Here is a 19,807-nt window from a genome sequence, read left to right as displayed (position 1 = left end):
CTGAAGAACGTCGTCATCCGTCTTTAGCCCCGCTTCTTTGACTGCCTGGTTTCGTGTGATTCACCGCGTGTAAATGATACGACTGCAAAAATGAAATTTTTCATTTTTGGAGGTCGTATGAGTGCAGTTTTAGCGAGTGACTTGAATGTCCCCAGCTACGTTAAAAACCTGAAGCTGGTGGCTTGGGTTCGTGACATGGTTGCATTGTGTAAACCAGATAGCGTTTACTGGGCCGATGGCTCAGAAGAAGAATACAACCGTTTGTGTGAACAAATGGTCGCTGCCGGAACAATGAAACGGCTGAATCCAGAAAAGCGGCCTAATTCCTACCTGGCTTGGTCAGACCCATCTGATGTGGCGCGGGTAGAAGACCGTACCTATATTTGCTCAGAACGTAAAGAAGACGCGGGCCCAACCAATAACTGGGTTGCGCCAGCGGAAATGCGGAAAACCCTCCAGCCCTTATTTGATGGTTGCATGCGCGGCCGTACCATGTACGTGATCCCCTTTTCCATGGGGCCACTGGGTTCGCCCATTGCGCATATTGGCGTAGAGTTAAGCGATTCTCCCTATGTTGTGGTCAATATGAAAATCATGACCCGCATGGGTAAAGCGGTCTACGAGGTGTTGGGTAGCAATGGCGAGTTTGTACCTTGCGTGCATACGGTCGGTGCGCCGCTGGCACTGGGCGAAAAAGATGTTGCTTGGCCGTGCAATCCCGATGTGAAATATATTGTGCATTACCCAGAAACCCGTGAAATCTGGTCCTATGGGTCGGGTTATGGTGGCAATGCCCTGCTCGGGAAAAAATGTTTTGCGTTGCGCATTGCTTCGACCATGGGGCGTGACCAAGGCTGGCTTGCCGAACATATGTTGATTTTGAGTGTGACCTCGCCCGCCGGGAAAAAATATCATGTTGGCGCGGCTTTCCCTTCCGCCTGTGGCAAAACCAATTTCGCGATGTTGATCCCGCCTGCAGGTTTCAATGGCTGGAAAATCAATACCATTGGCGATGACATCGCCTGGATCAAACCGGGTAAAGATGGCCGTCTGTATGCGATTAACCCAGAAGCCGGTTATTTTGGGGTGGCACCGGGTACCAATACGCGAACCAACTCAAATTGTATGGATTCCCTGCATGGCAATGTGATTTTCACCAACGTCGCGCTGACCGATGACGGTGATGTCTGGTGGGAAGGCATGACCGATGCCCCCCCTGCGCATTGCATAGACTGGCAAGGCAAGGAATGGACACCTGAAATCGCCAAGGAAACCGGACGTAAAGCCGCGCACCCCAATGCCCGTTTTACCGTTACGGCTGCACAAAACCCCGTTTTTGATAATGCCTGGGATGATCCCACTGGCGTGCCGATTGATGCTTTCATCTTTGGCGGTCGTCGTTCAACCACCGTTCCTTTGGCAACAGAGGCACGCAACTGGACCGAAGGGGTTTACATGGCTGCCACCATGGGCTCCGAAACAACTGCGGCCGCGTTTGGTCAACAAGGCGTGGTACGTCGGGATCCGTTCGCTATGCTGCCTTTCTGCGGCTATAACATGGCCGACTATTTTGCCCACTGGCTCCACTTTGGTGATGTCGTGAGCCAAGAAGGCGCTAGCCCGAAACTGCCCGCGATGTATTGTGTGAATTGGTTCCGCACCGATGATAACGGCAAGTTTATTTGGCCAGGTTATAGCGAGAACATGCGCGTCTTGAAATGGATCATTGATCGCATTGAGGGTCAGGCCGACGGCGTTGAAAATATTTTCGGGATCAGCCCACGTTATCAAGATATCAATTGGGAAGGATTGGCTTTTGATGAAGCAAAATTCGACCGAATTACCAGTATCGATAAAGCGGCATGGGAAAAAGAGCTGGCACTGCATGACGAGTTATTTGAAAAACTCAAACAGGGCTTACCTGCAGCACTGCTAGAGGTGCGTGCTGCGTTGGCCAAACGGCTGGCAGACTAAGCGAATAGTCGTTGCTGGTAAAAGAAGGCGCACGGCGTTAAGCGGTGCGCCTTTTTGTATTGATGACCTGCTAAATTTTCTGATAGACCCATAGGCATGGGCTGGGTTTAGCAATCACACAAAAACGCTCAAATAGCCAGGTGCTTGCCCAAATACAGCGACTCAAAAAACGCAAAGGGAACAACAGCGGCAGGGCATAGCGCAACCAAGGATAACGTAAACAATAACGAATCAGCGGCCAGTGCTGAATCTCGCTGGTTTGACGTTTGACGTCAAAGGCGGGATCAGCCAGCGCACGGAAGACCCCGCGGCAAAGTAAATAGCGCGATTCTAACCACCAATAGCAGCGATCAAAGTCGGGCTTCGGTTTAACCGTAAAAGGGCTTTCTAGTGCTGCAACCTGACGGTATTGGCTGGCCAGCTTTTGTGCCAGTCGGTCGACATTACCATTGTCATTAAAGATCAGATAACCTCCTGGGGTCAGAATTTCCGCGATACGTGTCAGCGCCCGCTCCAACTGTGCATCGCTTAAGTAGTAGAGCGTATCAGTACAGGTAACCACGGCGGCCAGTTGCGCTGGGAGTTGCTCAAGATCGGGCAGATAATCCTGCACAGTTTCAATAGTGGGATCATTGATAGCAGCCAAGACATGACGATTGGCATCCACGGCGATCGTTCGCTTGGCAAAGGGCTGTAACTGGCGGGTTAGAAATCCCGTTGAGCTCCCGATGTCAATCAAGGTATCAATCGATTTATCTTTTGCCCATTGGCTAAAACAGGCGGCAATTTGGGTGCGGGTAAATTGATAATAGGCGCGCTGTGACATGTTGGAGCCGGGCTGCCCATAACTTTCTATGATGTAACGCTGTATAACCGCGAGGGTGGCTTGATCAACGACAGTCATCGATTTCCTTGCTTGACTTTACCAAACAAGCATTTTAATCTTGCAGCATGTTGCTTGTCTCTTTTTTCATTTCTCCACATCTGTCACTTTCTGCCGACGCCGCTGCACGGCAGAATGCCGCTCGTCGTCAGCCTGAAACACGACTGGCTCAGACTAATCTAGCCCTACTGCCTTAGGGCAGCTCTCTTTTTCTTACCCTCAATTTGCGTTTTTCATTATCCAGCCGCGTGCGGGTGGATTCACCATGGAATTTTTATGTCATTCAATTCTCATCACTCAGATTTACGACTATGGCCCGCTGTGCAGACCTTGATTGGCACAGCGGCCCAAATCCCAACCCGCTATGCGTCTGCCAGCTGTAATTTTTCTAGGGAGTACATTTACCGAAAGAAACGATCATGTTAAAGAACCCTAGCACCAAATACCAAGCCTTCCCCGCCTTTAACTTACCGAATCGGCAGTGGCCAAGCCGAACCCTCACCCAAGCGCCTATCTGGTGTAGCTCGGATTTGCGCGATGGCAATCAATCCCTCATCGAGCCGATGAACGCGCAGCAAAAAATGCGCTTCTTTAAGATGTTGGTCGCGATGGGCTTCAAAGAAATTGAAGTCGCTTTTCCCTCCGCTTCGCAAACGGATTTTGATTTTGTTCGTGAGTTGATTACAGGACAACATATTCCCGATGACGTCACCATTCAAGTCTTGACCCAAGCCAGGGAAGATTTGATTGCACGTACCTTTGAATCTTTGCGTGGTGCCAAGCGCGCGATTGTGCATGTGTATAACGCCACCGCGCCGCACTTTCGCCGAATTGTGTTTAACCACACGCCAGAGCAAACCATGGCCTTGGCCGTGCAAGCCGCCACTTGGCTCAAAGACTATGCTGCGCAGCAGCCCGCAACCCACTGGCGTTTTGAATACTCGCCCGAAGTGTTTTCACAAACCGAATTTCGTTTTGCGCGGGATATCTGCAATGCGGTGTTAGACGTGTGGCAGCCCACTCCGAATGCCAAGCCGATTATCAATTTGCCTGCCACCATTGAAGGCAGCACACCCAATGTGTACGCCGACCAAATTGAATGGATGAGCAGCCAGCTGAAATATCGTAACAACGTCGTGTTGTCGGTACATCCGCATAATGATCGCGGTACGGCGGTGGCTGCCGCTGAGTTAGCGCAAATGGCCGGCGCGGATCGTGTCGAAGGCTGTTTGTTTGGCAATGGCGAGCGTACCGGGAACGTCGATATCATCACCCTCGCCTTGAATTTGTATACGCAGGGGATTGATCCCCAACTTGATATTGGCCACATCGACGAGATTGCCCGTGTCGTCACCGAGTGCAACCAGTTACCCATTCATCCCCGCCATCCCTATGTCGGCGAATTAGTCCACACTGCCTTTTCTGGTTCACACCAAGACGCCATCAAAAAAGGCATGGCTGTACAAAACCCAAATGGCATTTGGGAAGTCCCGTATTTGCCGATTGATCCACAAGATATTGGCCGTAGCTACGATGCGGTGATTCGCGTCAACAGCCAATCTGGCAAAGGTGGCATGAGTTACTTGCTGGAGCGGGAATACGGCGTGACCTTGCCACGCCGCTGGCAGATGGCCTTGGCTAAACAGGTGCAAGCGGTGAGCGATGAAACCGGGAAAGAGGTTTCCGCGCAAGCTATTTGGCAAGTCTTTCAAGCCAGGTATGTAGAACCACAGGGGCCGTGGCAATATGCCCATCATACTGACCAGCGCCTGGCTGAGGGTATGCATGAAGTATGTTTAGTATTCACCAATGGACAGCAAGCCGTCGGGCAAGGAAATGGTGTGTTAGATGCGGCGGTGCAGGCTGTGGCGGCATTGAGTGGACAAACCATCCAAATTACCCACTATCAGGAATGCAGTTTGCGTAGAGGAAGTGATGCGCCTGCGCTGGCCTTGATTGAGATTCAGGGACATCAAGGTAAAACCGTCGCGGGGGCTGGTATTGATACCGATATCGTGATTGCGTCAATCAGAGCCTTGTTGCAGGCGAGTCACCAGTTGTTAAATGAGCAACCCCCCTTGCCAGCATAGTGTCCTACACGACATACTGGCCAAGTTATCGCCAACTGTCATTACTGACAGTTGGCGTAAGCAGTAACGCTCTCTAAAGTGCAACGCAAATTTAGCACTTCATTAAAATCCGTCTTATCAAGCAACGGGTATCGCCCGTGCATCGCAATCGTTTTTTGAAAAAAGGGGTGTGATAACACAGGGCCACTTTTCGGTGGCCACCAATTGGCAGGCTAACCATTGTTATGGGGGTAACTATGGCAGCATCACTATCGGCATTACCGAGCGACATACTGGTCGTCAACAGCGTCACACTTTTAGATGAGCGAGCGCGTCAGCGGGTCGTTATTGCGGGTTCACATGGGGGCCGTATTGCTGCTTATCTCGCTGCTCAGGCGGGAGTGCGGGCGATCATTCTCAATGACGCCGGAGTTGGTAAAGATCAAGCTGGGATTGCAGGCTTAGACGATTTAGCGCAGCTTGGCACCGCGGCAGCAACCGTCGCCCGTGCCGCCGTGCCGATGGGCAACGGTCAGGCGATGTTAACTGCACCGATTTCTCATGTGAATGAAATCGCCCAATCATTGGGGGTCGTAGTGGGCCAGCCGGCGCAAGTTGCGGCGCAATTACTGCGCCGAGCGCCTTTGGCGTGTGCAAAGCCGATCCAGGTACAGGAAGGGCGTTATTCACTCTATCCATTCGATCCGGCTTACCCCGATGCGCCTACCGTATCAGGTTGTGATTCGATTTGCCTGTTAAGCCCTGGAGATCAAGGTTCCATCGTCATTATCGGTTCGCATGCCGCGCTCCATGCGGGGCCAGAAAGCGCGCTACCAATCGCCGCTTTTGCGGCGATTTTTCATGATGCTGGTTGTCAAGACTCACGACTTGATCCCGAGGGGATTAGCCGCCTGCCGGTCTTATCGGAAAGGGGCATTCCCGCTGCGACGGTGGATTACCGCAGCGCACGGATTGGCGATGCCTGTTCGATGTATCTCACCGGGGTACTCTCGCACGTAAATACAGCCGCGTTACATATCGGGCTAAGGCCCTTGATGCCGGTCCAGCGAGCCGTCATGCAACTACGCCAACAGGCGCTGGCCTGGGCCACCCTGGCGCGCCCGATGATGGCACAACCCGCGACCACCAATCATCACAATCCGACGCTCTTCGGCCAGGAGGGTGTATGGTCGGCCAAATAATCACGATTATCGCGCCGGTGTTGAGTTTGATTTTGCTTGGCTTACTCTATGCTTGGCGTTATCGGCCTGACCCTACATGGGCCAATCGCATGAATATGGAGGTATTTTTACCCGCTTTGATTTTTCATGCCATGTTAACGCGGCAGTTCGATTGGTACAGCGATAGTTGGTTAGTGCTGGGCACGGTCTTAATCGTGATTGGCTCTGGCCTGTTGGCTTTCCCATTAACCCGCTGGTTTGGGATTGATAGTCGAACGTTTTTGCCGTCGATGATGTTCAATAACTGCGGCAATATGGGATTGCCGCTCGCCTTATTTGCGTTTGGTGCGCAGGATCTCTCAAATGCCGTGATTGTATTTGTCACCACCAACCTGCTTTTTTTCACCTTAGGCGCTTGGCTTATCGTGCGGCAAACAGATTGGCGCTCAACCATATTGAGCCCGATGGTGTGGGCCACCATACTGGGGGCCTTGCTCGGTGCCGCGCAGATCGCGTTGCCCGCTATCGTGATGATGCCGCTCAAACTACTGGCAGATATCTCCTTGCCATTGCTGTTGTTTACGTTGGGAGTTCGGATGCTGGAGGTACGCAGTGCGGATTGGAAAGTCGGCGTCCTGGGGGCGATTGTGTGCCCACTCACAGGCCTGCTGATCGCGCTGCTGATTGTCCCCTTATTGCCCCTTACAGCGAGTCAAAAAGGACTGCTCTATTTATTTGGGGTGTTGCCACCCGCGATAGTCAATTACTTGCTAGCCGAAAAATATCAGCAAGAACCTGCTAAAGTGGCTGCCATGGTCCTGGTGGGAAACATGGCGAGCTGTTTGTTTATTCCACTGGGTTTGTTTCTCGCTTTTTATGGATGATTTTTTATAGCTTGAATAGCGAGATAGCCTTGGCCAGTTCACCCGAGAGCTGATTTAAGCCTTTGGCTGAGCTAGCCAGGGTGGAAATAGCACTGGAGTTTTTCTCGGACATTTGGGCAATCCGCTCAACATCCCGCGCAATTTGACTATGCGCGCTCGATTGTTCAACCAGCGCCCCCTTCATTTCGTTCACCATACTGGCGACACGAATGGCTCCATCGCGGATATCAATCATGATGCTATCAGCACGGCGGGCTTTGTCTACCCCATCATTGACCCGGTCTTTCCATTTGCTAATGTTATCAACGACTTGCATGGTCACCTCTTGGGTCGAGTTAACCATGCTGGAAATTTCTTTAGTAGATTGACTGGTGCGCTCAGCGAGTTGGCGGACCTCGTCAGCCACCACCGAGAATCCACGCCCTTGCTCACCCGCACGGGCGGCTTCAATGGCGGCGTTCAGGGCCAGTAGGTTAGTTTGGCCCGCGATTTCATGAATCACTTTAACGATTTTAGAAATCTGTTGTGCTTGGGTATTGAGTGAGTTAATCATCTCGGTTAGCTCACGCGAGCTATCCGCCAATTGAATCATTTCCTTCGCTGCACTTTGTACCGTGGCACTGCCAGACCGAGAGATATCTTCAGAATGTTTCGAAGTATTGAGCGCATCGGCAGCGTTATCAGCGACTACATCAACACTGGTACTAACTTCCTGAATCGCAGCGGCCACAGAATTAGCTGCTTCACTCTGTTGATTCGTGGCATCCGTAATTTGTTCTGTTGCCGCCTGTAGCGCGGTTGAAGCACTACTGAGGGCTTGTGAACTCTTACTCACGTAAGCAATCACCTCTTTCAGGTTTTTCTGCATACGAGATAAGTTATAAAACAGGCTGCTGCTATCGTGTTCTTCTACGGTGACCTCCGCGAGCAGATTCCCCTCAGCGATTTCTTTTGCCAATTGCGAGGCATGTGCAGGCTCGCCACCAATTTGTTGATACAGGTTTTTAGCCAGTAGTAGTGTCACCAAACCAACCAGACTGAGAATAACCAGGCCTGCAAACAGCATCGCCCCCACCGTCCAGCGGAATGCGCCTGCTGCATTGTCATTGGCGCGCTCGGCTAGGGCACTGGCAGAATCCAGTGCCAGTTTTTTCAGGGCGGCCGTTTTCTCCGTCGTGGGTTTGGTATCAATCCCAACCATACCGGACATCATGTCTTGAAAACTATCTGGGCTATCGCCTTTGAACTTTGCAATGGCAGCCAAGTAGCCATCACGAATCGTTTTGAACCCCTGATCAATCTGGCTGACATGAGTGGTTAATGTTTCTAGTTTAAGGTCAGCAACCAAATTATTTAATTTTGAGAGCTCGGAAATAATGATTTCACTGCTCTCTTGCAATTCTTTCTTGGTTTTAACGACTACGCCTGGGTCACCGTTGGCTAGGAGTAAGTCACCGGCCAGCTTGTTGAAGGCTTCCATTTTTTCTTCTAAGCCACGGGCTTTTTGGTTAATTTCTACCAGACTGCTTTGGGCTTTCAACTCAACCGCTAGGTTTTGTTTGAATTGTGCCAGTTGCAATAAGCCGAACCCCAGTACCGACAAGAGTCCAAAGGTGAACAAAATAGCCAAACTAATAAGCTGGCTCTTTAAACTTAGCCGACCGAGCACGGCAAGCAGCATACGGAACTGGTTCATTATCACCCTCTTGCTATATAAACTGGCAGTATGGTTGGTTTGGGGAAAATCCTGATCAAACGTATTTTCGGCGTGAAAATGGAATTATTTAGCGCTTTTGGAAGCGGTCTAGCTCGTAGTGCATGAGCGCATCAAGTCCATCCTGCCCCGATTTTCTCAACCATTCACGTGACATCTTCTCGCCTAAGCGACGAAATTCATCCAGCAGGTAAGGCATATCTTTAACGAGCGTAACTTTATTTTGTTTGAGCAAGTCTTCAAATTCTTTGTCTTGTAATTGGCTTAAGCTCCAACCGCGATCTTCCGCCGCTTGGGCGAGTCGCATTAACTTCTCAGCACTGTCCTTCGGGAGCTGGTTGAAGGTACTGGCACGAATAAACACCACATTTTTAGGGATCCAAGCATTGACGGGATAGTAGTAACGGAGTTTGCTCCAAGCTTTGGTTTGAACGCCCGTCCAACTTGAAGTAATCATTAAATCTAATTTTTCTTCGGCAATGGCTTTTTCTAATTCGACCACTTGAAATAAGACACTTTTTGCTCCAATAAACTCGGCAATTTTCTCTGTGGCCGGGTTATAGGTCCGCATTTTCAGACCACGCGCATCGCTGACCTTGTCGAGCTTTTGGGTGGTGTACAAATTCTGGGGTGGCCAGGGGACGGCGTAGAGTAGTTTAAGTCCATCTTTCTGCATCTGCGCGTCAATCGCAGCACGGGAATATCGCCAGAGACGTTTAGCATCATCATATCCCCGCACTGTAAAGGGAATCGAATCTATGCCATAAATCGGCGCGAATTTTTCAAGGCTCGACATGATGACCTCTCCGCCACCAATTTTCCCCTCTTTGGCTTGCGGATATATTTCAGCAGGTTTGGCTAATTGGCCGTTAGGGTGAATGGTTAACTTCAGTGACTGCCCAAGTTGACCATTAACTTCATCAGCAAACTGTTGCAAGTTCTTGGTTTGAAAACTGTCGGCGGGATAGGCAGAGGCGATGGCAACTTGCGTTTGTGCCCAACACAGCGGGCTGCTGGCGGCACTAACCAATAACGTAACCAGTAAGGGAACAAAACGTTGCTCTATGATTTGATGCCGTAATGCTGTCAACATAGCCCACTCCTTACCCGTTTGCCCCTAACCCAGCATGTTAGGCATGCTGGGTTGCAGAGCAGTAATTAAATGACTCAATTAAATTGATTCGGTAACCACAGGACAATTTGCGGGAACCACATCAACACCACAATCGCCAGGATGTATACCGCCATGAATGGCATGACACCAGCAAAAACATCAGTAATTGGCCCAGCTTTTTTCCGCATGCCGTGCAAGACATAAAGGACGGTCCCATCAGGCGGACTGATCATGGCGATCTCTACCAGCATGGTTACCACGACCCCAAACCAGATCGGGTCATAACCCAAGGCCTTCACCACGGGGAAGAGCAACGGGATGGTGGTAATGATCATTGACATACCTTCCATAAACGTACCCAGGGCCAAGTACATGCCAATAATCATCAGCATGACGCCCCAAGGTGGCAAAGGCAGATCTGTCAGAAACTTGGTTAGGAAAGCTGGTAAGCCGAGGGCGCTGAGGATGTAATTAAGGAAATATGCGCCAAAGATAATCAGCGCGATCATCGAGGTAACACGCGCAGTCGCTACTATTGAGTCATGCAGTTTTTGCCAAGACAACTTACGCTCAATCAAGCCATGAATGATTGCACCGGCCACCCCAAGCGCAGCGGATTCAGTGGGTGTGGCCCAGCCGGAGTAAATCGTACCCAGGACTAAGCCAATCAGAATGGCAACCGGAAGCAGATCAACCAGTGCCAGCAGTTTTTCTTTGAAGGTAAATTGATGTTGGTCGCCATCACTAGCAAAGCGGGTTTGCCATACGATTGTGATGACAAAAAGTAGAATCACCAGTAGGCTTGGTCCCACGGCACCCATGTACAAATCACCTACGGAGGTATCCGTAATCAAGCCATAAATGATGAAGGTAATGCCGGGTGGGATCAAGTTACCCAACGCGCCACCGGCAGCTAGCGATCCTAATACCAGTTTTTGGTTGTAGTTTGTTTTCTCAAAGTAAGGCAAGGCCACCGATCCCATCGTTGCTGCGGTCGCCACGCTGGACCCAGAGATCGCGGAGAAGATACTGCAGGCGGCAATATTGGTATGCAACAATCCGCCAGGTAAACGATTCATCCAAACATTCAGCGATCGATACAGTCGTTCCGATAATCCCGTTCGTAACATGATTTCACCCATTAATAAAAATAATGGGACTGCAACAAGGACGAAACTCGAACTTGGTGACCAGATCATTTGGCCAATGAAATTCCAAAATGGCCGATCAGAAAACATGAAGCCAGCCATCAGTGCCAAGGCGGCCAGCGCTGCGCCGACATAAACCCCTTTGGCAAAAAATAGAATGAAAGCCGCAATAAACAGAATAATTGCGCCAATCGACACATCATGAGCAACCGCAGGAACATGGCCACCCAGTGCCAACACCCCAAACACGGCCCCCATGATAAGAATAAAAATAATCATGATCATGATTGGCCGCCTTTCTGCTGATTAACATCATCTAATTTCAACTGCACATCTTTATGCCCTAAGGCATCCAGTGTTTCTTCTGCCTCTTCAACATAGGTTCGGGGCTTGAACATATCGTCAATTGCTTGTGGGTTGGCCTTAAAGAGGTGATACAGGGCTTGCACCATCAAGACACAAATCAACAATAGGAAAATCGCCAAGCCAAACATCCACAGACCTTGCGGAATAATCAGGGGAGTTCGCAGCGAGGTCAGGTCTGTCGCATTAAGAAGTTGCGACTCTGCAACCAGTTGATAAGCACCATAGGTCATCGCAAAGGCGCTGATTTGTAAAACCAACAGCGCCAAAATGTGTAGGATTGCGCGTGGCCAGAGTGGGAATTTTTGCAGGATCACATCGATTCGAATATGACCACGCTGAATTAGCGTCCCGGCAAGCCCCCATGACATCCCAAATGCAAGCAGATAGCCTGAGAGTTCAACCGTGGCTTCGGTTGAGAATCCGAGAAATTTGCGGGCAAAAACATCGGTACAGATCAGCACCGTCATCAGTAAATAGGCAAAGCCTGCTATACTGACCATCCAGTCGGCGGTACGCTGTACACTTTTATAGATAATGAGCGGAAAGTTCGACATAACGATTACATGGCAATGACCATGTCCTAAAAAAATCCCCGCCAGCAAAGAACGAGGAAGCATGACGCTGGCGGGGCCCTTGCTCGGAGACGTTGAGCAAAACTGGTCTTAAAATTTGCTGACTAGCAAAACAATGCAACCCCTGGCGGGTTGAGACTATTGTGCCAGGGGTTGACATACGGCTTAGCCTTTGAAGGGAATGCCGGTAATCGGTGCAACGGTTTCGTTGTAAATCTTGCCGCAACGCTCACCGCAACGCTTCACCCAAGGAGGTAGAACATCTTCTTCCATTTCCTTGCGAATCGTGGCGCGGACATCGCCTTTGGGCGTCACTTCGGTCATGGGTTTCTTGGCCAGCGTGTGGATTTTGCAGCTAGCCGCTTTACCCACGTTACAGTCAACCCCATCTTTGGTGGCTTCTAAACCGAGAGCCCACTGTTTTTCCTGTACATCCAGCAAGGTTTTTTCAACCAATGTACGCACAGCGGGGTCGAGTTTGTTCCACCAGGCCAAGTTCACAAAGTAGCCAGAAACCGCCCAGAACAACGGTTGGTTGTAGATGTGGGTCGCAACTTCATGCCATTTTGCGCCATTACCTGACCCTGAGCCGGTGACAGCACAATCGACTGTGCCCCGCTCTAGCGCGGTGTAGACCTCACCGAAAGCCAGTGACACGGGTTGTGCGCCCAATGCTTTCATGAGGTCCGTCAAGGCTGGACCGAAAGTGCGAACCTTCAGGCCTTTAATGTCTGCCAATGAACCAATCGGCTTATTGCAGAATAACATTTGACCAGAGAATGGGTAGGTTGCAACCAATTTAATACCAAGGCGCTCCAAATCGCGATTAACGATAGGAGCCATGGCATTGGCAACACGGCGAGCTTGGCCGATTTCCATATTCATGCCCGCTAAATCAACAGCATCCAGCAGGGGCACATCACCGGAAACGGTGGTTAGTGGTACGGCAGCGATATCAACCTGACCTGAACGAACCAGCCGTAGAACTTCTGGGCCGTTCACGTTCATTTCAGGCCAGCTGGCTAATTTGACCTCAATGCGGCCACCGCTGGCTGCCTTTAAGCCATCGCGCAGAACCGGCTGATCAACCCGGGTGTATTGCGGCAGGGTCGGGTTAACTTGGGTTACCGCAGTAATATTGATATCTGAGGCACTGACATAGGTTGTGGCACACAGTACGGCAGCACAAACAGCAGATTTCAAAGCATTCATACGTTTTTGCATCATCTCCTCCTTAGGAAAAAACTATCTAAACTCCAACTCCACGTTTAACAAATCGGTCACCAACATATAACCGGGCTTGTGTGTGATACTGATTTCGGGCTTGGCACTGCGAATTGCCGACTGCGGGGTTACACCGCAGGCCCAAAACACAGGGACTTCTCCTGAGCGGATTTCAGTAGGGTCGCCATAATCTGGGCGATCTAGGTCTTTAATCCCGATTTCACTTGGATCACCGAAATGGATCGGTGCGCCGTGGACGCTGGGGTAGCGCGAAGTGATTTGGATTGCTTTGATGGCATCAGCAGCCTTCATAGGCCGCATTGAGACCACCATCGGGCCGCTGAAAGGGCCGGCCGCTTGGGTGGGAATATTGGTGATATACATCGAAACATTGTGGTTCTGTTCGATATTACGTACAGGGACACGCGCACTCAACAATGCCTGTTCAAAGGAGAAAGAACAGCCAATCGCAAACGTCACCAGATCCTCGCGCCAAACTGTCCGTAAATCCTCTAAATCACCCATCGCTTCACCATTGCGCCATAAGACATAACGAGGCACATCTGTTCGAATATCAAGATTTTTGGCGATACTGGGCAAACTAATATCGCCCGCGGACGATACGGCCAAGAGCGGGCACGGCTTGGGATTTTGCTGGCAGAAGCGCAAAAAGTCGGTAGCGAGGCTGGCGGGCAAAATAGCCAAGTTAGCCTGAACATAACCGGGCGCTAAGTTACTTGTGGCACTCCGATGGTGCCCCTGCCGAATCGATTGCCGGGCTAGGTAACCGAGACTGTCTGTCGTGATCGCTTGCGCGGACATAGCATGCATTCCAGAAAAATTTCTCTGTATGCATTATTGGGATGACACCACTTTACGGTCAAACGGGAAATTTCTGTTTGAAGGATAGTTAAAACTGCTGCTCTCGCTGAATCGAGGCTGACATTCACCAATCTAGCGCAAATACTCTCCGCCACAGCACCAGAAAAGGGCAGTTAGGGTTGGCTGGCGTAGATATTTTGCCGTGATAGCGCGTAAATCAAATCGGCAATTTGCTCAATCACCGGTGTGTTTGGCGTTACAGGATAGGCCATATAGAGTGGCAGATCATTCAAGGTTGGGCCAACCGGAATAGTTTGCAGCTGATGACTACTCACATATTTATCAATCACAGGGAGCGCCAAACCTGCTACACCATAGCCACTGGTTGCAACCGAAATGATGGCCGCAATCGATGAAAAAGGGTTAATTCGAACATTCGGAGAGTTTGCCAGCGCCCGGCGCACATCCCGATAAGCATCGGTATCGCGCATGAAGGTCATTACCGGTTGCGTATCGAGCAGTTTCTCAAAATCATTGGCGGTCTGGACTTTCACCGCGACATCCGGATGGGCACACCAATACATTGGGTACGCCATCAGTAACAAATTTTCAAAAGCAGGGTCCGCAACCTGCTCGGTCAAAATGACGATATCAATCGCCCCTTTGAGTAGTTCATCACGCAAGCGTGGGGTCGAGTCAGAGCGTACCTCCAATACTACATTTGGAAACTGCTGATTCACTGCCTGCAGCAATTCAGGCAACCAACTATGAACAACAGATTCAATCACGCCAAGCGTCACAATTCCTTGTTGCGCGGCCCGATCCACCATGATCTTGCGCATCGTCTGCGCTAGCCCCAAGAGCTGTTCGGCGTAGGGCAAGAGCTGTTGCCCTGCGCCAGTTAGCACAACTTTGCGGCTATCGCGCTCAAACAAGCGTACCCCGAAATCTTGTTCCAACGTGCGGATGCGATCCGAGATTGCGGTTTGTGTGGTGTGCAGCTTTGCCGCGGCAGCACTGAAGCTCCCGAGTTTGGCAATCCATAAAAAGGCTTCGAGAAAGCGCAGGTTCATTACTCAGCGACTTTTTTGGTGCGTGATTTAGCGGCTGGCTTTTTCGCCGGCGCTTTCTCAGCCCGTGCTTCAAACTCAAAGCCGACTTTACCGTCTTTACCCTTGACCAAAAACGCTTTGAACTTGCGTTTGGTACGGGATGAAACGAAGCCATCGAGCAAATCGGTTTTACCTTCGCCGAGCAGTTTCTGCATTTGGGTGGCGCTGATTTCTTGCTGCAAAATCACTTTGCCAGAACGGAAGTTACAGCTCTTATTTGCGCCCACGGCTTTTTCGCAAACATAACTCATGCCGTGTTCATACACATGGCTGCCGCATTTCGGGCAGTCGCCCAGTGCAGTCTGGCCGCTGAAGTCGATGGCTTCGTCGGCCTCGTCTTCTTTTTCTTGCCCAAAATCAAATTCGAGTTTGTGGTCGTCGGTGATTTTGAGAATCGCGGCAAATGGCCGGCCCATTTTGCTGCGGAAACCTTGTAGCGGGCCGATGGTTTTGTTTTGCAATAACTCTTCGACTTCGGCCAATTCAAACTGCCGTCCACCGGGAATTTTGGTAATAGAAAATTCGCACTTGGTACAAGCAAAACGGCGGTAGTTTTCTTTCACCACGCTGCCACAGCTTGGGCAGGGTGTGTGCAGGGTGGCGTAATCGCCGGGCACAGTGTCGTTGCTGTATTCCTTGGCGCGCTTAACGATGATTTGCGTCATCTGCGCGATTTCGCGCATGAACTCATCCCGCTGGAGGGCACCCTTCTCAATTTGGCCGAGTTTGTACTCCCATTCACCCGTCAGTTCGGGCTGCGTGAGTTCGGAGACGCCTAGGCCGCGCAGTAGGGTGAGTAGTTGGAAGGCTTTGGCGGTAGGGATGAGCTCGCGCCCTTCCCGTACCATGTATTTTTCATTGAGCAGGCCCTCAATAATGGCGGCGCGGGTCGCGGGTGTACCTAAACCTTTACCGGCCATCGCGGCGCGCAGCTCTTCATCGTCCACCAATTTACCCGCGCCTTCCATGGCCGAGAGTAAGGTCGCTTCTGAATAGCGGGCGGGCGGTTTGGTCGCCAAACCCACGGGTTCGATGTGATCGGTTTTCACCTTTTCATCTTTGGCAACCGGTACGAGCGTGGCGTCTTCATCTTGCGCGTCTTTACCATAGACCTCTAGCCAACCGGGTTTAACCAGTACTTTGCCTTCGGTTTTAAAGTGGAAGCCCGCGACTTCGGTATCGCGGGTCGTCACTAAATATTCGGCGGCGGGGAAGAATACGGCGAGGAAGCGGCGCACCACCATGTCATAGAGCTTGTGCTCCAGTTCGTTCAGGCTCTTGGGCGCTTGCAGGGTTGGGATAATCGCAAAGTGATCGGAGACTTTGGTTTGGTCAAACACGCGCTTGTTGGGCTTAACGTAGCCTTTGTTCAGCGCCTGGCGCGCATACAGCGCGTAGTTGTTTTGTTCGTCCAGCGCTTCCAGGGTTTGCTTGGCGACCGGCAGATAGTCGTCCGGTAAGTAGCGTGAATCGGTACGTGGGTAGGTCAGCACTTTGTGCTTCTCATACAGCGCTTGCGCGAGCGAGAGTGTGGTGCTGGCCGAAAAACCAAAGCGCGCATTGGCCTCGCGCTGTAAGCTGGTTAAGTCATACAGCAAGGGCGGGGCGCTGGTCGTTGGCTTGGATTCTTCGGCGACTTTACCGGCTTTATCGCGGCAGGCGGCGACGATCGCTTCGGCTTCGGCCAGGCTCCAAACACGCTCGGCTTTTTTCTCGGGGTCGAATTCGTCTTTTTTGAACTGCGGGTTGATGTACTTGCCGTCGTACACGCCAGCCGCACACACGAATTCAGCGCGGACTTCCCAGTAATCGCGGGGGACAAATTTACGAATCTTCTCTTCGCGCTCCACCACAATCGTCAATGTCGGCGTTTGCACGCGGCCCACGGTGGTGAGGAAGAAACCGCCTTCTTTACTATTAAAAGCGGTCATCGCGCGGGTACCGTTAATGCCGACCAACCAATCGGATTCCGAACGGCAGCGGGCGGCATCGGCCAGTGGTAGCATTTGGGTATCGGCGCGTAGATGGGCAAAGCCATCGCGGATGGCTTGCGGCGTCATGGATTGCAGCCACAGGCGCTGAATCGGTTGCTTGGCCTTGGTGTATTGCACGATGTAGCGAAAAATCAGCTCCCCTTCGCGGCCCGCGTCACAGGCATTTACCAGGCCGGTGATGTCTTTACGCTTAATCAGCTTCGCCAGGGTTTTGAGTTTGCTCTCGCTTTTGGCAATCGGCTGCAAGCTAAAGTGCGGCGGAATCATGGGCAAATGCGTGAAACTCCATTTGCCGCGTTTGACGTCATATTCTTCCGGTACGATGAGTTCGAGCAAGTGACCGACAGCCGAAGCCACGACATAGTCATCGCTTTCGTAAAAGTCATCTTTTTTCGTGAAACCGCCCAACGCTTTGGCGATATCGCCGGCGACTGAGGGTTTTTCGGCAATGATCAGTGATTTGCTCACAATATAACCTGTTTGAATTTTTCAAAGTCTAAGCGCCGAATCATACGGACAATTCGGGCGGCGTGGCAAGCGAGGGCCGGCTTACTAGGGCTAAAAATTGAAAACTGTGGCGGAATTCCGCTTGAGTATCAGTGTTTTCTAAAATAAACGATGAAAAAGATACCCACGATCAAACCAATTACCGCTGAAATGGCTAAGCGTTTATGACGCTTTTGATCTGAGCTCACTTCGCCCCCGCTAAAGTCAAGGCTTCCCAGTCCCTCGCCTAAGAACATGATTATTGGAGCCAGTATTCCCAGAGCCAAGCAGAGCGCGACAAAGAGCAATTCTTCGGAAATCAAGGCTATAGCAAAACCCACGAGGCCGCCACTCGCCCCCCATTTTTTCGCGAAACCTTGAGAAAACTCAAGCTGGGGCGAGAGTTGCGCAATCAGCGCACCCAGCACGATGGCAATCAGCAATCCTGCGGCTAGACCAACCAAGCCCCAGCGTAACCTACTGGCCCAGCTTGGCGGTGACGATTTTGTTGGGCGATGACTTGTATGAGGCATTGGCCCGGCTTAGTGCAATACCGCCTCGTTTTCTTCGCGGAATAACTCTTCGAGCACCAGGGTATCGACGTCGACTTGTTGGCTCCACAGCACCATCAGCGTCACGATGCGTAGCGCGCTAACTGGAATAGGCCGCTCGGCAATCGCCAGTGTGCGTTCAATGACCAACTCGCGTAAGGTAGGGGGCAACGCCCCCGCGTTTTCAAGAAAGGTGATCAGACCGATGCCCTCTTGCCCCAGCGCCTCATATTCTGTGTCCGCATAAACGCGTTGGGCGCTGCTGCTGTCCATACTATTCGCTTGCCAATCCTGCGTTAGCTGGGCCAGTCCTTGTAACCAGCCGAGCGCATCGCTGATTTCTTCGGCCTCAAAGCCCAAGGCAGTGAGTTTGCGCGCGAGCGTACTCTGATCCGGACAGGCTTCCGGGGTGTAGTACGTGTGAAAAAGATAAACTAAAACATCTAACATGAGGCTAACTGTACCGATTTTTGCTCGAATTGGCAAATTGTCGCATTGAAACCAGCACGCTCTAGCCAGAAAACACGCGCTGATAGCGGCCTTCCGGTAGCCGCTCGACCTGCCCTGCCATTTCTAGCTGCAGTAAGGCCACATTTAATCCTGCTGCGTCTAAACCCGTGCGTAATGCCAAGGCATCCAAACTCGCCGGTTCATAGGCCAACGCTTCCAAGAGGTTTGTTACTGGATCCGCTTCATGGCTCGCTGGAGAGGAATGGTGAGCGGGTGGCGGCTCATCGACGCTAGCAAACTGCCGCCTTGGCTGCGACCAAGCCCCTAACTCGTCGAGTATATCTTGGGCAGATTCCACCAGTTTGGCACCTTGTTTGATGAGGGCGTGGCAGCCTTTAGCCAAGGGGGAGTGGATGGAGCCCGGGATGGCAAAGACTTCCCGGCCTTGCTCCGCGGCTTGCTTGGCGGTGATTAGGGAGCCACTTTGTAGCGCCGCTTCCACCACTAGGACCCCCTTACTTAAACCGGCTATCAGACGATTTCGTCGTGGGAAATGATGAGCGATTGCTTTAGCCCCAAGTGGGTACTCACTGATGATGAGACCTGCCGCGACAATTTGATGCGCCAAAGCCCGATGTTGTGCGGGGTAAACGATGTCGAGTCCCGTTCCAACCACGGCAATCGTTTTCTGGTCTGGCTTGGCGCTGTGGGCAGCCAGCGCGCCCTCATGGGCCGCACCATCAATGCCCAAGGCCAAGCCACTGACGACACAAAATTGCTGTTCGACCAAATGTTGGGCAAAAGCCCGCGCATTGCTTAAACCCTGTACGCTCGCATGACGACTCCCCACAATCGCCACGGCTGGCGCGCTCAGTGCCTTCAATTGCCCTTTGAGATACAGCAGCGGCGGCGGATCTGCGCAGGTCAATAACGCTGCGGGATACAGCGGGTTGTCCAGCGTCAGGATGTGATTGTCGTCACCCCTGACCCATTCCAGTGTCTGTGTGATTTGCTGTTGTCTAAGTTCGGTCGGTTTCTCGAGCAGTGTAAGGGCTAACTTTGAAGGGATGACTTGGCTTAAGCTGGCCTGTGTTTGTGCCAAAATTTGAGGCGGCGGGCCAAATGCGCGTAACAACTGGCAGAGTGTTACTGGTCCCAATCCGGGGGTATGGGTCAAACGCAACCAGCTTTCTAATTCCTCGGCGAAGTCACAGGCTAGGGGCATGGCAACGCTCGTTAAACGTAAGATAGATCGTCATGGAC

The 19,807-nt window shown here is 51.5% G+C and carries 16 protein-coding genes; 4 read left to right on the top strand and 12 right to left on the bottom strand.

Annotation, left to right across the window (positions count from 1 at the left end; translation table 11 throughout):
• Positions 1–117: 117 nt before the first annotated feature.
• Complete coding sequence (locus DU000_RS09390) at positions 118–1,974, top strand: phosphoenolpyruvate carboxykinase (GTP) (RefSeq protein ID WP_114403151.1); 1,857 nt, start codon at positions 118–120, stop codon at positions 1,972–1,974.
• Between the two features lie 70 nt (positions 1,975–2,044).
• Here DU000_RS09390 and DU000_RS09385 read toward each other — a convergent pair whose 3' ends face one another.
• Positions 2,045–2,878: a class I SAM-dependent methyltransferase gene (locus DU000_RS09385; RefSeq protein ID WP_114403150.1), complete on the bottom strand. Its 834-nt coding sequence runs from the start codon at positions 2,876–2,878 to the stop codon at positions 2,045–2,047.
• 398 nt (positions 2,879–3,276) lie between these two features.
• Between DU000_RS09385 and leuA the strand changes: the two genes are divergently transcribed.
• The 3 genes from leuA (at position 3,277) to DU000_RS09370 (ending at position 6,991) form a co-directional block, all read left to right on the top strand.
• Positions 3,277–4,947 (top strand): 2-isopropylmalate synthase, encoded by a 1,671-nt coding sequence (gene leuA / locus DU000_RS09380; protein WP_114403149.1) that lies wholly within the window; start codon positions 3,277–3,279, stop codon positions 4,945–4,947.
• 236 nt (positions 4,948–5,183) lie between these two features.
• Positions 5,184–6,128 carry a hypothetical protein gene (locus DU000_RS09375; RefSeq protein WP_114403148.1) on the top strand — a complete coding sequence of 315 codons (945 nt, stop codon included), beginning with the start codon at positions 5,184–5,186 and terminating at the stop codon, positions 6,126–6,128.
• On the top strand, positions 6,113–6,991 hold the full coding sequence (locus DU000_RS09370) for an AEC family transporter (protein ID WP_114403147.1): 879 nt from the start codon (positions 6,113–6,115) through the stop codon (positions 6,989–6,991). Before DU000_RS09375 ends, DU000_RS09370 begins: the two co-directional genes overlap by 16 nt.
• Positions 6,992–6,995: 4 nt before the next feature.
• On the opposite strand, the gene DU000_RS09365 is transcribed toward DU000_RS09370, so the two are convergent.
• The 11 genes from DU000_RS09365 to dprA all read right to left on the bottom strand — a co-directional run bounded on the left by DU000_RS09365 (position 6,996) and on the right by dprA (position 19,769).
• Complete coding sequence (locus DU000_RS09365; RefSeq protein ID WP_114403146.1) at positions 6,996–8,687, bottom strand: methyl-accepting chemotaxis protein; 1,692 nt, start codon at positions 8,685–8,687, stop codon at positions 6,996–6,998.
• Positions 8,688–8,775: 88 nt separating this feature from the next.
• A complete protein-coding gene (locus tag DU000_RS09360) occupies positions 8,776–9,798 on the bottom strand; it encodes a TRAP transporter substrate-binding protein (protein WP_114403145.1) in 1,023 nt (340 codons plus the stop codon).
• Positions 9,799–9,872: 74 nt separating this feature from the next.
• Positions 9,873–11,252, bottom strand: coding sequence for a TRAP transporter large permease (locus tag DU000_RS09355; RefSeq protein WP_114403144.1), 1,380 nt, complete (start codon positions 11,250–11,252; stop codon positions 9,873–9,875).
• On the bottom strand, positions 11,249–11,887 hold the full coding sequence (locus DU000_RS09350) for a TRAP transporter small permease subunit (protein ID WP_158529676.1): 639 nt from the start codon (positions 11,885–11,887) through the stop codon (positions 11,249–11,251). The genes DU000_RS09355 and DU000_RS09350 overlap by 4 nt, the downstream gene beginning before the upstream one ends.
• Before the next feature lie 183 nt (positions 11,888–12,070).
• Entirely contained in the window at positions 12,071–13,129 is a 1,059-nt protein-coding gene (locus tag DU000_RS09345) for a TRAP transporter substrate-binding protein (RefSeq protein ID WP_205074053.1), read from the bottom strand.
• Between the two features lie 21 nt (positions 13,130–13,150).
• A complete protein-coding gene (locus DU000_RS09340) occupies positions 13,151–13,951 on the bottom strand; it encodes a putative hydro-lyase (RefSeq protein WP_114403141.1) in 801 nt (266 codons plus the stop codon).
• A 173-nt stretch (positions 13,952–14,124) separates the two neighbouring features.
• Positions 14,125–15,024 (bottom strand): LysR family transcriptional regulator, encoded by a 900-nt coding sequence (locus DU000_RS09335; protein WP_114403140.1) that lies wholly within the window; start codon positions 15,022–15,024, stop codon positions 14,125–14,127.
• The gene (locus DU000_RS09330) at positions 15,024–17,525 is read right to left on the bottom strand and encodes a DNA topoisomerase III (RefSeq protein WP_114403139.1); all 2,502 of its coding nucleotides are present in this window, start codon (positions 17,523–17,525) and stop codon (positions 15,024–15,026) included. Before DU000_RS09330 ends, DU000_RS09335 begins: the two co-directional genes overlap by 1 nt.
• 128 nt (positions 17,526–17,653) lie before the next feature.
• Complete coding sequence (locus DU000_RS09325; RefSeq protein WP_147266991.1) at positions 17,654–17,986, bottom strand: hypothetical protein; 333 nt, start codon at positions 17,984–17,986, stop codon at positions 17,654–17,656.
• A gap of 99 nt (positions 17,987–18,085) precedes the next feature.
• Positions 18,086–18,544, bottom strand: coding sequence for a Smg family protein (locus tag DU000_RS09320; protein WP_114403137.1), 459 nt, complete (start codon positions 18,542–18,544; stop codon positions 18,086–18,088).
• A 61-nt stretch (positions 18,545–18,605) separates the two neighbouring features.
• The gene (dprA, locus tag DU000_RS09315; protein WP_114403136.1) at positions 18,606–19,769 is read right to left on the bottom strand and encodes a DNA-processing protein DprA; all 1,164 of its coding nucleotides are present in this window, start codon (positions 19,767–19,769) and stop codon (positions 18,606–18,608) included.
• Between the last annotated feature and the right edge of the window lie 38 nt (positions 19,770–19,807).

The sequence above is a fragment of the Parvibium lacunae genome, assembly GCF_003335215.1.
Lineage (GTDB): Bacteria > Pseudomonadota > Gammaproteobacteria > Burkholderiales > Burkholderiaceae_D > Parvibium > Parvibium lacunae.
The sequence above is the reverse complement of the archived record's forward strand: the minus strand, read 5'-3'. Positions and strand labels throughout refer to the sequence as shown.

Bases quoted from the DNA above. Each gene is read 5' to 3' on its own strand.
- DU000_RS09390 (WP_114403151.1), top strand. From the start codon at position 118: ATGAGTGCAGTTTTAGCGAGTGACTTGAATGTCCCCAGCTACGTTAAA.
- DU000_RS09385 (WP_114403150.1), bottom strand. From the start codon at position 2,878: ATGACTGTCGTTGATCAAGCCACCCTCGCGGTTATACAGCGTTACATC.
- leuA (WP_114403149.1), top strand. From the start codon at position 3,277: ATGTTAAAGAACCCTAGCACCAAATACCAAGCCTTCCCCGCCTTTAAC.
- DU000_RS09375 (WP_114403148.1), top strand. From the start codon at position 5,184: ATGGCAGCATCACTATCGGCATTACCGAGCGACATACTGGTCGTCAAC.
- DU000_RS09370 (WP_114403147.1), top strand. From the start codon at position 6,113: ATGGTCGGCCAAATAATCACGATTATCGCGCCGGTGTTGAGTTTGATT.
- DU000_RS09365 (WP_114403146.1), bottom strand. From the start codon at position 8,687: ATGAACCAGTTCCGTATGCTGCTTGCCGTGCTCGGTCGGCTAAGTTTA.
- DU000_RS09360 (WP_114403145.1), bottom strand. From the start codon at position 9,798: ATGTTGACAGCATTACGGCATCAAATCATAGAGCAACGTTTTGTTCCC.
- DU000_RS09355 (WP_114403144.1), bottom strand. From the start codon at position 11,252: ATGATCATGATTATTTTTATTCTTATCATGGGGGCCGTGTTTGGGGTG.
- DU000_RS09350 (WP_158529676.1), bottom strand. From the start codon at position 11,887: ATGTCGAACTTTCCGCTCATTATCTATAAAAGTGTACAGCGTACCGCC.
- DU000_RS09345 (WP_205074053.1), bottom strand. From the start codon at position 13,129: ATGCAAAAACGTATGAATGCTTTGAAATCTGCTGTTTGTGCTGCCGTA.
- DU000_RS09340 (WP_114403141.1), bottom strand. From the start codon at position 13,951: ATGTCCGCGCAAGCGATCACGACAGACAGTCTCGGTTACCTAGCCCGG.
- DU000_RS09335 (WP_114403140.1), bottom strand. From the start codon at position 15,024: ATGAACCTGCGCTTTCTCGAAGCCTTTTTATGGATTGCCAAACTCGGG.
- DU000_RS09320 (WP_114403137.1), bottom strand. From the start codon at position 18,544: ATGTTAGATGTTTTAGTTTATCTTTTTCACACGTACTACACCCCGGAA.
- dprA (WP_114403136.1), bottom strand. From the start codon at position 19,769: ATGCCCCTAGCCTGTGACTTCGCCGAGGAATTAGAAAGCTGGTTGCGT.